This window comes from Synechococcus sp. W55.2, assembly GCF_047461635.1.
Classification (GTDB): Bacteria; Cyanobacteriota; Cyanobacteriia; order Thermostichales; family Thermostichaceae; genus Thermostichus.
In genome coordinates this window covers 1-11721 of record NZ_JANSHM010000081.1, presented here as the reverse complement: position 1 = coordinate 11721, position 11721 = coordinate 1, and the positions used below count along the sequence as shown (strand labels likewise).

Here is an 11721-nt window from a genome sequence, read left to right as displayed (position 1 = left end):
GGTAGTAATCCGTACTGAACATATTATACATTATTTTCAGTATAGTTGAGCTTATTATTGACTAGAGTCATGCTCCTCTAGGAGCTGACAGATGTCAGAGCGCGAGACTGTCTTGTGGATGTGGGTGCAAGGCTTGGGGCTAAATCTTTCTGGGTTGGCGCTGTTGGCAGCAGCGGGCGCCGCCTTTGGGCCTCTCAGTTGGACAGGTGCAACGGTGGCGGTGATGTTGAAGCTCATTGGGGATAGCCAACTGGTGCGGGGCTACTGGCTCTGGCAAAGCCAGCGGCAACAGAAGGGATCCCAGCCCGTCAGCTCAGCAGCGGCAGTGCTCCACAGTCAAGCTTGAGACATTGCCCGGCACTTGTCCGGTCTCCGACTCGAGAATGCCAACGCGACCACCCCTACTCCCTTCTGGCACTGGCAAGCCTCACTGTACAAGCCTCACTGTAAATGAGCCACGGTCACTCCAGTACCGCCGTCTTCGGGATCAGCGGCTGAAAAACGCTGAACGCGCGGGTGATTTTGGAGATAAGCCTGGACGCCGGCTTTCAGGCGCCCTGTGCCGTGGCCGTGGATGATCCAAACCGGGCCGGGAGGAGCTTGGGCAAAGTGCTGTTCCAGAATGGCCTCAGCATCAGCAACGGTTTTCCCCCTCAGATCGAGGGTGTTCTGGCTGGTGCGCAGGTTCAGGGGAGCGGTGGCTGCAGGGGAGGGAGGTGGGGCTTTGGGGCGTTGGCGCTGCTTGGCCTGGTGTTCGTCAATGGGATCCAACTGCCCCCGTGGCACTGTGAATTTGAGGATGCCGCTGCGCACTACATATACATCTCCTTCGATGGCGATCACCTCTCCCGTCTGCCCCAAGCCTCTCAGCCGCACCCGATCTCCCACCTCTGGCACAAACTCCATATCCACAGGCGGCGGTGGGGGAGAGTAGCGCTGCTGGATTTGCGCCAGCTCGGCAGTAATGCGTTGGGGATCCTCTCCCTGCTGCAATTTGCGGATGGCGGCAGCCACTTCCTGACGGGCAGCAGCCAACAGGGCTTGCAGTTCTTGGTTTTGCTTCTGCTCCAGCCGGGCTTCTCGCTCGGCGATTTGGCGGCTACGCTGTTGCATTTGTTGATATAGGCTCTCCAGCTCTCGATGCAGGGATCCCACCTGGGCCGCCCGCTCTTCCAATTGAGCCCGCTGCGCTTCCAGGCCGGCAATGACCCTATCCACCTGGCTTTCCCCCTGCAGGTGCCGCTGGGCCCGCCGCAGAATCTCTGGATCCAACTGCAGCCGTTGGGCAATGGCCAAGGCGTTGGAGCGGCCTGGGATCCCCCACAAAAGGCGATAGGTGGGGGCCAGGGTGACCTCATCAAACTCCACCGAGGCATTTTCAAAGCAGGGATGTTGGTATTTCAGGGCCTTCAACTCGCCGTAGTGGGTGGTGGCCAGGGCGAGCAGCGCCTTTTCCGAGAGATACTCCAACAGCCCAGCCGCCAGGGCAGCGCCTTCGGTGGGATCCGTGCCCGCCCCCACCTCATCCAACAGGACAAGGGCCGGCTCCGGAGCAGACTGCAGGGCCTGCACGATGCGGCTGATGCGGCGGATGTGCCCCGAAAAGGTGGAGAGATTTTGTTGCAGCGACTGCTCGTCCCCAATGTCGGCGTAAACCCCGTCGAACCAAGGCAGCTGGGGCGGATCCTGAGCCGGCAGGAAGATCCCCGCCTTGGCCATGAGCACCAGCAGGCCCAGGGTTTTCAGGGCAACGGTTTTGCCGCCGGTGTTGGGGCCGGTGATGACTACGACCCGAATCGAGTCCGCGAGGGTGAAGTCGATGGGGACAACGGCAGAACCTTGACCCTCCGAAGGGGCGGCGGCGCGGGACTGCCAGAGCAGCAGAGGGTGCTTGGCCTGACGCAGGCGCAATCCTGCCGAGACAAACTGGGGACGATTGCCCTCCAGCCAGAGGCTGTAGCGACCCCGAGCCAGAGCCACATCCAACCCCACCATCACCCCCTGCAGATGCTCCAGATCGGTGGCCACGGCTGCCACCTGAGCCGAGAGCGCGGCCAAGATCCGCTCTTCCTCCGCCTGAATCTGAACTTGGGTTTCTCGCCAGCGGTTGCCCAGTTCCACCACGGCGTAGGGCTCCACATAGAGGGTGGCCCCACTGGCAGAGCTGTCATGCACAATGCCGCGGATGAGATCCCGATGGGTGGCCTTGACCATCAGGACAAACCGCCCCTGCCGCTGGCCGATCAGGTTGTCCTGCAGCGCCTGGGGGTACTGGCTCATCAACTGTTGCAGGCGCTCCTGGATCTGGCTGCGCTGTTGCCGTTGCTGCTGGCGCAGATTGGCAAGGGCAGGGCTGGCGCTGTCCCGCACCTCGCCATGTTCCTCCAGGCAGCGGAAGATCTCCTGCTCCAGCTCCGGGTAGGTGCGCAGGGTGCTCACCCAAGTTTGCAAGCGTGGCAGATGGTCGTGGTCGTCGATCAGACGACGAATGCGGCGGGCTGCCCCCAGAGTTGTAGCGATCTGCACCAGCTCTTCCCCGCTCAGGATCCCCCCCCGTTCGGCCCGTTCCAAAGCCGGCAGCAGGTTGTGGATCCCTGCCATAGAAAGTCCCCCGGCCTGTGTGCGATCGAGGCGGATCGCCTCTTCCGTCTGCTCAAGGTAGGCTTCGCTGTCGGCGCGGCTCTGCCAGGGATCCAGCTCTAGGCAGGCACGACGGCCCAAGGGTGTGGCCGCAAAGGTGGCCAAGTGTTGACAGAGGCGGGGCCACTCCAACAATTCCAAAGTTTCTTGCCCTTCGTCTTGGCAGGCCGTAGGCCTTGGGGAGGGATCGGGCTTGGAGAAGACTGGCAGCGGGTGCAAGGTGGGGACGGTGGGCATTAACCATTCAGTGATGCAAGGAACCCTGGAGACGCAGTTGCTTCATCTCTTGCAAAAACTGCTGTTGATACTTGAGGAAGGCAGTGTGCCACTCGCGGAAGCGACGTTCGCCATCCCGCACCAGCATCTGGCGGTACTGCTCTGAGTTGAGACGGGGCTGAGCAAAAGATGGGTTCATAGGGATCGGGGACGCTCTCCATCCTATTGTGGCAGGCTCTGGGTCGGCTTCCACAGATAGCTTTTGGTGAGAGGGGCACGCTGATAATGGCGCCGTTGTCTCACGCGCTGCCTCTGGTGATCTTCCCAAGAAGCTGAGCTCACCGAAAAACTGGGTTCAAAGCCCCGCCCTACCGCTGTGGGGTTCGCCTTGGGTGTCCTGTGGAGGGTGGAAGTGAGCTGCATTCACGGCCAAACTGAACCTCACAAGCCTGCCATACTGAAGGAAGTTGCTGCACTCAAAACACTCAAGATCCGTGCGCAAACGAGTCACCCTCATTTTCCCCCGCCATTTGGTGAATGTGCCTCTCACCTATCGGTTGGCCAAAGACTTCGATGTGGCTGCCAATATCGTGCGCGCCAGGGTAGCCCCCAACGAAGTGGGTACTTTGGTGGTGGAGCTGTCGGGGGATATCGACCAGGTGGAAGCAGGATTGGAATGGGTACAGTCTTTGGGCATTGAGGTGACTGAACGGGCCAAGGAAATTCAAATCGACCCAGACTTGTGCGTGGACTGTGGATTGTGTACGGGAGTTTGCCCAACCGAGGCCCTGAAGATTTCTGCTCCCAGCTGGAAGCTGGAGTTCTCTCGCAACCGCTGTGTCATGTGCGAACAGTGTGTTGCCACCTGCCCCGTTGGGGCGATCAGCACCAGCTTGTAGTCAGTTTGTGGTCAGTTGGCTGAGTTACGAACTCCCCCAAGCTGACAAATCCCTTTACAATCCTGTTAGATTTGTTGGACATAGGTCTAGCTGCGGAGCGCACTCGACATGGCTTCTACTACATCGTTGATTGGGTTAACTTATGCCGGTTTGGCTGTTCTCTATTTGCTGGTGCTGCCTCTGTTGTCTCTGCTGTACGTGGACAAACGCTGGACTTCAGGCAGTGCTTGGGAAAAGGTGCTGATGTTTTTCTTGGTCTTGTTTTTCTTTCCCGGCATGGTGCTCTTGGCTCCCTTCATGACGTTTCGGCCCAAGCCTCGGTCGCTGTAAGGTCAGCCGTTTGTCGATCCACTGAGCCATGCGCAGATTGGACGTTCTTGGCATAGGCTTGGCCCTGCTGCTGGGGGGAGGGATCCTCTACGGCCTGCTGCTTTGGGCGGGCTTGGATACGGGGGCCGCGCAGCAGATATCGAGCGTGGTGCTTCTATTGGCCTGCTTGGGGTGGACTTTTGGCTACCTGAAGCGGGTGCTGCGTGGGGAAATGACCCTGAAGGCTCAATGGGCCAGCTTCGAGACCCAGCAGATTCAAGAGAGGCTCCGCTCCCTCTCCCCAGAAGAGTTGCAGGCCCTGCAAGCTGAATTGGAAAGTGAGAAAGAAGGGATCCCAGATTGAATTGAGCAAGACAAACGTTGAGGCCGTCGGACAGGCCGCACCCAGAAATTGGCTGTCGGCTGCTGGGGATCCAGGTTTAAGGGTATGGAGCGTCGGGCTTAAACCGCAATACTTGTATATCTGTATATCCGGTTACCATTTGCTTCCCCTAAGAATGCTACATTACGCCCCGCACAAGATTCTGGCGTACGACGGATTATTAAGTGGTGCAAGCCTTTGCCTTTCCTTCTACTCGCATATCTCCATCCACTGTGAGAAAAACCATACTGCTAGCTCAGGGCCAGCCCTTGCAATCTCATCTCTGGAAGTTGGCGCTGGAGTCTCAGGGGCACTCTGTGGTGCTGGTTTCCCCGCGTGAAGATCTGCTGGAGGTGGCAGCAAGTCAGCCTCTGGATTTGGATCTGATGGTGGTGGACATGACGACGGGGCTGTTTAACCCCTATGCCTTTTGTCGAGAGTGCCAAAGTAAGCTGCCCAACATCCCTGTGATCCTGACTCATCACCCCCGTCGCCACATCGAGCCCGCAGAGCGGCGCTGGGCAATTTATCAGGGGGCAGCAGATGTGATCCCTGGCTTGGCGGAGGCCGGCGACCTTCTCCACTCCCTCGAACGAATTTACGAGGCTGCCAGGTGGTTTTTACCTATTGACACGGAGGCGCTCCACAGGGCTCTGAAGCAAGCGGGCTTATGGCCGGCGGAGGTCAGCCGTACATCTTCTTCCACCCCTCCCCCACAGCCGAGCGCCCACTCTCCCACCGCCCCTCCACAACCCATCACCGCGGAAGGGGATCCAGGGCAAAAAGACTTGACCCCGCAGGTGAAGTACCGACTGATGTACCGGGGTCGCCCTGTCGATTGAGGTACTCGTTCCAACCTGCCGTCACTCGTTTTTCCTCGTAGCTTCTCGTAGCTTCTTGCCCTGCTAGGGTTGAGCTGCCGATTGGCAACGAGCAGGATGCAATCGCTGCAGCCCCGGGCAGCAGTGTATGGCTTCGCCATGCAAGCTACCCGTCTTGTTCAGCGTCAATGTATCAGCGAAGTCTGCTGGCAGAAATTGTGGAATGGATCACCTGGCCAGCAGAGGGGCCTGCAGAACTGATAGAGTTTTGGCACCTCTGCCTTCCCATTGCCCATGACCAAGCCCAAAGCCGGGATCCTCTACAACGACGCCAAACCCGCCGCCAAACGCAGCAGCGAAACCCTAGCCCGCTGGTTTCAGGAGCAGGGCTGGGAAGTCTGTGTGGCCCCCAACTGGGGCGGTATCCTCGGTTATGCCAAGCCCGACAGCCCCATCTGCCTGACCAAAGTAGATAGCCTGGCCCCGGCTGGATTTGATCAAACCATGAAGTTTGCGGTGGTGTTGGGGGGAGATGGCACCGTCTTGGCAGCAGCACGGCAACTGGCCCCCAAAGGGATCCCCTTGTTGGCGGTGAATACGGGCCATCTGGGCTTTCTGACGGAGACCTACCTTCCTCACCTAGAAGAGGCAGCCAGTGCCGCCATTGCCGGGGAATACACCCTGGATCGCCGCAGCATGTTGCTGGTGCAAGCCTACCGAGGGCAAGAATTGCGCTGGGAGGTCTTGAGCTTAAACGAGATGGTGTTGCACCGCGAGCCTTTGACCAGCATGTGCCACTTCGAGATCACCATCGGGGATCACTCACCTCTGGATGTGGCTGCCGACGGAGTCATCTTGGCTACTCCCACCGGCTCGACGGCCTATGCCCTCTCGGCGGGTGGGCCGGTGATCACACCGGGGGTGCCGGTTTTGCAGCTGATTCCCATCTGCCCCCATTCCATGGCGTCGCGGGCCTTGGTCTTCCCCGATTCGGAGGAAGTATGGATTAGCCCCGTTACCCCTCAGCCACTGGTTTTGGTGGTAGATGGAAATGCCGGCTGCTACATCATGCCGGAAGACCAGATTCGGGTGGTACGTGCCCCCTATTGGACAGATTTGATGCGCCTGCGCCGACCGGAATTTTTCCGGGTTATGCGAGAGAAGTTGGGGTGGGGACTGCCCCACGCTTCCAAGCCCACGTCGGTGGAGTTGCCTTAACTTTGCCGAGGCAGGACAAGCCATAGCTGCAAAATGGCCAATGCCCTTAACAACTCCACCCCTCTGTCGCTATGATGGTTAGGCTCGGAAGCGGATGTGGCGGAATTGGTATACGCGCACGTTTGAGGGGCGTGTGGCTTTGCCTTGCGAGTTCGAGTCTCGCCATCCGCATTACGCAATTAGTACGCGTTATTCATTAGTCCCTCTCCCAGAGAGGGAGAGGGGAAGCTGGCTTCGGCCTTTGGCACTATTCCCGAACGGCACCCTGCAGGCGTGCGCCCCAGGTGCGAGCAAAGCGCAGGTCAGCCCCAACCAGGTTGGCGTCGCGTAGATCGGCCCCCCGCAAGTCGGCGCCGTACAGGGATGCAGAAGAGAGATCGGCCCCCCGCAGGTTGGCCCCCCGCAAGTCTGCCCCCTCCAGGTAAGCGCCACTCAGGTTGGCTCCCCCCAATTGAGCCCGCCGCAAATTGGCCCCCACCAGGTAAGACTGGCTGAGATCGGCGCCCGTCAAGATGGTGCGCTCCAGATTGGCCTCAATGAGATCGGAACCGCTGAAATTGGCCTCCGCCAAATCCAGATTGCTCAGCTCAATGGATCCCAGGCGGCAGTTGGGACAGGTGCGGGAAGCCATGAGGTAGCGCATAAAACAAGAGTTGTAGGTTGTGGCTGCGGCAGAGGAAGCCAAGGCTGCCGTGGCCAGTAGTGCCCAAATGGCGGGAACTTTGAGATTGAGGTTCATGGTTACCAAGCCTCACAATTTTGAAGGTTTACGTGAAGGGACACAGCAGAGGGGGATGGTTCTGCGCTGGTCACATGATAGTGGCATCTTCTGGCTTCGGCCACTCCGCAGGTCTGTCTGGCCCACCTGATAGCAGGCTCTCTCAGGGCGGGATGACGTTTGGAGTCCTATCGTCCCGAAGCTGCCGGGCCGTTGCCAACACTGGGAAGGGGTGGATCTTTGAGCAGCGGCTGCACCCAATGCCAAGACAGTTGCCCCAACCCCACCAAAACCCCGAGTATTGCCGAGGAAGTCAGGACGCGATCCCAGCGGATTTCCCGCCAGCCGGCAGGGCTGGTTGTTGGCCTTCTTGGGTTGAGTTTCTCGGCAACAGGAAGCGGGCGATGGCGCAAAAAGTGCCCACAGCGACGACAGCGATAATCGGAGTTGGAGTTGAGCCAGTAGCAAGCTGGGCAGCGAAGCATGGGAAGGCCAGGGATCCCCTAGTGAAATGATCCCATTTTGAGGGGGGCGAGCAGTTGCCGTGAGCTATGAGAACCCCGTTAAGGATCCCTCCAGTTGGCTTGAGAGGGATCCACTTTGCCTACACTCCCCTGGATTGTGGGCGGGGTTTGGGGCATCTTTGAGGAAGTAGCCTGTGCGCTGCGGCAGCCGGGATCCCTGTCGGTTGGAGAGAATCAGCCCTACAGAATCAGTAAGCATTGATCAGCAGCCCTGTGCCGGCCCTATGCAGATCTACTTAGAAAACATCTGTAAGCGCTATGGCCGCCGTGAGGTGGTGAGCGACGTTAGCCTGAACATTCAGCAGGGGGAAATCGTGGGGCTCCTGGGCCCCAATGGGGCGGGGAAAACCACCACGTTCTACATCATGACTGGCCTGATCCAGCCCAACCGCGGCCATGTCTGGTTGGATGACCAAGACATCACCCACCTGCCCATGCATCGCCGGGCCCAATTGGGGATCGGCTACCTGGCCCAGGAGCCGAGTATTTTTCGTCGCCTCAGCATCCAAGACAACCTGCTGCTGATCATGGAGCAAACGGGGGTGCCTCGCCGCCTCTGGCAGCAGCGGCTCAACCAACTGCTGGAGGAGTTTCGCATCGCCCACGTGGCCCACAGCCTGGGCCTGCAGGTATCGGGGGGGGAGCGTCGCCGAGCGGAGATCGCCCGTGCCTTGGCCGCTGGGATCCACGGGCCGAAATTTCTGCTGCTGGATGAGCCCTTTGCGGGGGTGGATCCCATCGCGGTGGCGGATATTCAGGAGGTGGTGGCCAAGCTCAAGCAACGGGGCATCGGTGTTTTGATTACTGACCACAACGTGCGGGAGACGCTGGAGATCACCGACCGGGCCTATATCCTCAACGACGGGGCCATTTTGGCCAAGGGCACGGCGGCGGAGCTGGCGGCGGATCCCTTGGTGCGCAAGTATTACCTGGGGGAGAAGTTCCGTCTCTAGGGCAGCTCCAGGTCACCTCCAGGAGTACAGAGCTCGCAGGCGTTGGCTTTTCTTGTGCTGGTGGGTCTGCATCCGAGCCAGCAGCTCGTCCAGGAGGGCAACCGCCTCCAGCAGGTAGGGGCCCTTGTTGAGCATCACACATTCGGCGCGGGCAGACATCACCGCATCGGAAAGCTCAGGCCGCGAGGGCAAGCCCTCCTTGGTGAGCTGATCCAGCACCTGGGTAGCCCAGACCACCGGCACCTGGGCTGCCTCGCAGATCCACAGCAGTTCCTCCTGGATCTCGCCCAAGCGCAGCCAACCGATCTCCACGGCGAGATCGCCGCGGGCAATCATCACCCCCAGGGGCCGGCAGCCGGCAACGGTCGCGATCAAGGCCGGCAGGTTTTTCACCGCCTGCTGCGTTTCCATCTTGAGGATCAAGCCCAGATCGGGGCGAGCCTGCCGCCGCTCCAGCTCAGAAACCAGCAACTGCAAGTCCGCGGGCTGCTGGACGAAGGAATAGCCCACCAAGTCGGCATGCCGCACCACAAAGTCCAGGTCTTGGCAGTCTTTGTCGGTAAGGGAACGGATCTGGAGCTGACTGTCAGGAAAATTGAGGCCTTTTTCTGCTCGCAACTTCTTGCCCTGAGGGGCAACTTTGTCCACCTCCAGCACCACGCCTGCCGGCTCGATCCTTACCACGCGGGCGCCGATTTTGCCGTCGTCGATCCAAACGGTTGCCCCCACTTGCAGGTGCGCCAAAACCTCCGGCAGGCTGCAGGTCACCTGGCAGGAGATATCGGCGCTGGCCTCAGGAACCTTCGCGGTGAGCAGGATGCGATCCCCGCGGTACACCTTGGTTTTGCCGGGGGGCATGGCCACTGGGCCGGTGCGGATCTTGGGGCCGGCCAGGTCCAGCAAAATCTTGCAACGCCGTTGGGCCTGGGCTTCGGCCTGGCGCAAGTGGGCCACCATTTTCTCCCACACCAGGGGATCGTCGTGGGCGCAGTTGATCCGGGCCACGTTCATCCCCCGTTGCAGCAGTTGCAGCAGCAGCTCGGGCTGCTCGGCAGCTTCGCTGGGCAGGGTCACCATGATGCGGGCGCGGCGGTGGGGAGAAGGAGGGCCAAACAGCGCCTCAGCATGCTGCTCCAGCGCCATGTCCCCAGCGTAAAACTCCTCATAGCTGGGCCCCTTGTGGCTTAGGCCCTGCGTGGCTGCCAAAGTGGCGATCACCGCATCCAGGGTCTCTAAGACCCGCGATTCACACCGTCCCAGCGAGGACAGCCCCACCGCAGCCAGCTTCAATTGCAGGTTGCGCAGATCGTGTTGGCGTAGCGCCAGGTAGCGCGCCAGGTTGCAGAGGGCTGCAGGAGGGTTCCCAAGGCAGCCCCAGGCGGCCAGGTAGTTCTGGGATCCCTCGACAACCTGCTGTCGTAGCTCCAGGAGCCGCTCCAGCAAACCCTTGAGATGGAAAGAAGCCATGCTGGAACCCAGCCCAGTCCTCTGCCCGCCTAGGTCGATCGTAGGCGGATTGGATTGAGAAAGGGAGGGAATTAACCTTTTGTTCCCCAAGGTTCCGGTCTAAAGTCGTTAACAGCCTTCACCTCTTGGGCGAAGGGCTTGCTGTCCCAACTACCCTTAGGTTGCGTGAAACTCTCCTCTCCCCCCACTCCTTGTTCGGTCAAGCAGTCTTGCCGCAGGCTCTCCCTCGTCTGTGCAGTAGGCCTGATGGATCGCTACATCCTCTCCGAGATGCTCCTGCCGTTTCTCTTTGGGGTGGGGGCGTTTACCACCCTGGTGATGGCCGTGAGCTCTCTGTTTGAGCTGGTGCGCCTGGTGGTGGAGGCGGGTCTGTCGCTTTCGGCGGCGTTACAGGTGTTTGTGTTGCGGGCGCCGGGGATCATCGTCCTGACGTTCCCGATGTCCATGTTGCTGGCCACGTTGCTGGCTTATGGGCGCTTGTCTGCCGATAGCGAAATCACAGCCCTGCGCGGCTGCGGGGTGAGCCTTTACCGCCTCATGGTGCCTGCCCTCATCCTCAGCTTGCTGGTGACGACGTTAACGTTTCTGTTCAATGAGCTGGTGGTGCCGGTGAGCAATCGCCAGGCAGCCACGACTTTGAACCGAGCTTTAAATCGGGATCCGGACTTCCGGCGGGAGAATATCCTCTACCAAGAATTTGGCGAGATCCTCATGCCTGAGCCAGACGGCACCTTTTCCCGGCGACAAGGGCTAACCCGTCAGTTCTACGCCCGCAGCTTCGATGGAAAGCAAATGCGCGGCATTATCGTCCTAGATTTTTCCAACGAAGCGCTCAACCAAATCCTGCTGGCCCAACGGGGACGCTGGGATCCCCAAGAGAATCTTTGGGTGTTTGAGGATGGCACCAACTACATCGTTTCTCCGGATGGCACCTACAGCAACATTGCCACCTTCAGCCGGCAGGAGTTGCGCCTGCCTCGCGCACCACTGGAGCTGGCTCAAGAGATCCGCAGCCCTGAGGAAATGAACATTCGAGAGCTGAACCATTATATCGAAGTGATTGCCAGCTCTGGCGATCTGCAACGGGTGCGCCGTCTGCAGGTCAGCCTCAACCAAAAGTATGCCATTCCTTTCGCGTGTCTGGCGTTTACCCTGATTGGGGTGCCTTTGGGGCTGCGCCCGCAGCGCACCGGTTCCTCTTTGGGGTTGGGCATCAGTGTGCTGATTATCTTTGCCTTCTATGTGCTGCTGTTCATCACCCAGGCGCTGGGACAAATTGGGACGCTGGGGCCAACAATGGCGGCTTGGTTGCCCAACTTGATCTGTGCCGCCGTAGGGCTGGGGTTGCTTTGCCGAGCCAATCAGTAGCTGCTGGGCACCGTTTCTCCAGATGTAGGATAAAACTGCCCAATGGATTCTCGTATTCTGGAGAGCTCCCCCATGGAAGTTCAAGCTTGGATGAATTGGATGTTTGGCGGATTAGCCCTGCTGATCTTGGGGGGAGCATGACTCTAGTCAATAATAAGCTCAACTATACTGAAAATAATGTATAATATGTTCAGTACGGATTACTA

The 11721-nt window shown here is 59.5% G+C and carries 14 protein-coding genes and 1 tRNA gene; 9 read left to right on the top strand and 6 right to left on the bottom strand.

Translation table 11 applies throughout. The features are described 5' to 3' along the window. Positions 1–91: 91 nt before the first annotated feature. A complete protein-coding gene (locus NW828_RS12640) occupies positions 92–346 on the top strand; it encodes a hypothetical protein (RefSeq protein ID WP_011433939.1) in 255 nt (84 codons plus the stop codon). Between the two features lie 95 nt (positions 347–441). Here NW828_RS12640 and NW828_RS12635 read toward each other — a convergent pair whose 3' ends face one another. Together NW828_RS12635 and NW828_RS12630 are read right to left on the bottom strand one after the other, a co-directional pair. Continuing rightward, positions 442–2877: an endonuclease MutS2 gene (locus tag NW828_RS12635; protein WP_414384218.1), complete on the bottom strand. Its 2436-nt coding sequence runs from the start codon at positions 2875–2877 to the stop codon at positions 442–444. A 7-nt stretch (positions 2878–2884) separates the two neighbouring features. Next, positions 2885–3055, bottom strand: coding sequence for a hypothetical protein (locus NW828_RS12630; RefSeq protein WP_414344414.1), 171 nt, complete (start codon positions 3053–3055; stop codon positions 2885–2887). Positions 3056–3350: 295 nt separating this feature from the next. On the opposite strand from NW828_RS12630, the gene NW828_RS12625 reads away from it, so the two are divergent. The 6 genes from NW828_RS12625 to NW828_RS12600 all read left to right on the top strand — a co-directional run bounded on the left by NW828_RS12625 (position 3351) and on the right by NW828_RS12600 (position 6656). Continuing rightward, complete coding sequence (locus tag NW828_RS12625) at positions 3351–3755, top strand: NIL domain-containing protein (protein ID WP_414344412.1); 405 nt, start codon at positions 3351–3353, stop codon at positions 3753–3755. A gap of 108 nt (positions 3756–3863) precedes the next feature. Beyond that, complete coding sequence (ndhL, locus tag NW828_RS12620; protein WP_414331907.1) at positions 3864–4085, top strand: NAD(P)H-quinone oxidoreductase subunit L; 222 nt, start codon at positions 3864–3866, stop codon at positions 4083–4085. 28 nt (positions 4086–4113) lie between these two features. Continuing rightward, the gene (locus tag NW828_RS12615) at positions 4114–4428 is read left to right on the top strand and encodes a DUF3007 family protein (protein ID WP_414331908.1); all 315 of its coding nucleotides are present in this window, start codon (positions 4114–4116) and stop codon (positions 4426–4428) included. A 287-nt stretch (positions 4429–4715) separates the two neighbouring features. Then, positions 4716–5288, top strand: coding sequence for a response regulator (locus NW828_RS12610; protein ID WP_414384216.1), 573 nt, complete (start codon positions 4716–4718; stop codon positions 5286–5288). A 273-nt stretch (positions 5289–5561) separates the two neighbouring features. After that, complete coding sequence (locus tag NW828_RS12605) at positions 5562–6485, top strand: NAD(+) kinase (RefSeq protein ID WP_011433945.1); 924 nt, start codon at positions 5562–5564, stop codon at positions 6483–6485. 90 nt (positions 6486–6575) lie between these two features. Continuing rightward, positions 6576–6656: transfer RNA gene (locus NW828_RS12600), tRNA-Leu, on the top strand. Between the two features lie 76 nt (positions 6657–6732). On the opposite strand, the gene NW828_RS12595 is transcribed toward NW828_RS12600, so the two are convergent. From NW828_RS12595 to NW828_RS12585, 3 genes are all read right to left on the bottom strand, one after another. Beyond that, a complete protein-coding gene (locus NW828_RS12595) occupies positions 6733–7224 on the bottom strand; it encodes a pentapeptide repeat-containing protein (protein ID WP_041436730.1) in 492 nt (163 codons plus the stop codon). Between the two features lie 167 nt (positions 7225–7391). After that, positions 7392–7688: a hypothetical protein gene (locus tag NW828_RS12590; protein WP_011433947.1), complete on the bottom strand. Its 297-nt coding sequence runs from the start codon at positions 7686–7688 to the stop codon at positions 7392–7394. Positions 7689–7752: 64 nt separating this feature from the next. After that, on the bottom strand, positions 7753–7926 hold the full coding sequence (locus tag NW828_RS12585) for a hypothetical protein (RefSeq protein ID WP_414384215.1): 174 nt from the start codon (positions 7924–7926) through the stop codon (positions 7753–7755). A 25-nt stretch (positions 7927–7951) separates the two neighbouring features. Between NW828_RS12585 and lptB the strand changes: the two genes are divergently transcribed. Next, a complete protein-coding gene (lptB, locus tag NW828_RS12580; RefSeq protein ID WP_011433949.1) occupies positions 7952–8680 on the top strand; it encodes an LPS export ABC transporter ATP-binding protein in 729 nt (242 codons plus the stop codon). A 12-nt stretch (positions 8681–8692) separates the two neighbouring features. Here lptB and NW828_RS12575 read toward each other — a convergent pair whose 3' ends face one another. Then, positions 8693–10147, bottom strand: a complete 1455-nt coding sequence (locus NW828_RS12575) for a pyruvate kinase (RefSeq protein ID WP_414384213.1) — start codon at positions 10145–10147, stop codon at positions 8693–8695. Between the two features lie 246 nt (positions 10148–10393). Here NW828_RS12575 and NW828_RS12570 point away from each other — a divergent pair, with 246 nt between their 5' ends. Continuing rightward, entirely contained in the window at positions 10394–11515 is a 1122-nt protein-coding gene (locus NW828_RS12570) for an LptF/LptG family permease (RefSeq protein ID WP_414384212.1), read from the top strand. Positions 11516–11721: the final 206 nt, after the last annotated feature.

Excerpts from the sequence above, each read along its gene's own strand:
- NW828_RS12640 (WP_011433939.1), top strand. The coding sequence starts at position 92 with ATGTCAGAGCGCGAGACTGTCTTGTGGATGTGGGTGCAAGGCTTGGGG.
- NW828_RS12635 (WP_414384218.1), bottom strand. The coding sequence starts at position 2,877 with ATGCCCACCGTCCCCACCTTGCACCCGCTGCCAGTCTTCTCCAAGCCC.
- NW828_RS12630 (WP_414344414.1), bottom strand. The coding sequence starts at position 3,055 with ATGAACCCATCTTTTGCTCAGCCCCGTCTCAACTCAGAGCAGTACCGC.
- ndhL (WP_414331907.1), top strand. The coding sequence starts at position 3,864 with ATGGCTTCTACTACATCGTTGATTGGGTTAACTTATGCCGGTTTGGCT.
- NW828_RS12615 (WP_414331908.1), top strand. The coding sequence starts at position 4,114 with ATGCGCAGATTGGACGTTCTTGGCATAGGCTTGGCCCTGCTGCTGGGG.
- NW828_RS12605 (WP_011433945.1), top strand. The coding sequence starts at position 5,562 with ATGACCAAGCCCAAAGCCGGGATCCTCTACAACGACGCCAAACCCGCC.
- NW828_RS12595 (WP_041436730.1), bottom strand. The coding sequence starts at position 7,224 with ATGAACCTCAATCTCAAAGTTCCCGCCATTTGGGCACTACTGGCCACG.
- NW828_RS12590 (WP_011433947.1), bottom strand. The coding sequence starts at position 7,688 with ATGCTTCGCTGCCCAGCTTGCTACTGGCTCAACTCCAACTCCGATTAT.
- NW828_RS12585 (WP_414384215.1), bottom strand. The coding sequence starts at position 7,926 with ATGCTTACTGATTCTGTAGGGCTGATTCTCTCCAACCGACAGGGATCC.
- lptB (WP_011433949.1), top strand. The coding sequence starts at position 7,952 with ATGCAGATCTACTTAGAAAACATCTGTAAGCGCTATGGCCGCCGTGAG.
- NW828_RS12575 (WP_414384213.1), bottom strand. The coding sequence starts at position 10,147 with ATGGCTTCTTTCCATCTCAAGGGTTTGCTGGAGCGGCTCCTGGAGCTA.
- NW828_RS12570 (WP_414384212.1), top strand. The coding sequence starts at position 10,394 with ATGGATCGCTACATCCTCTCCGAGATGCTCCTGCCGTTTCTCTTTGGG.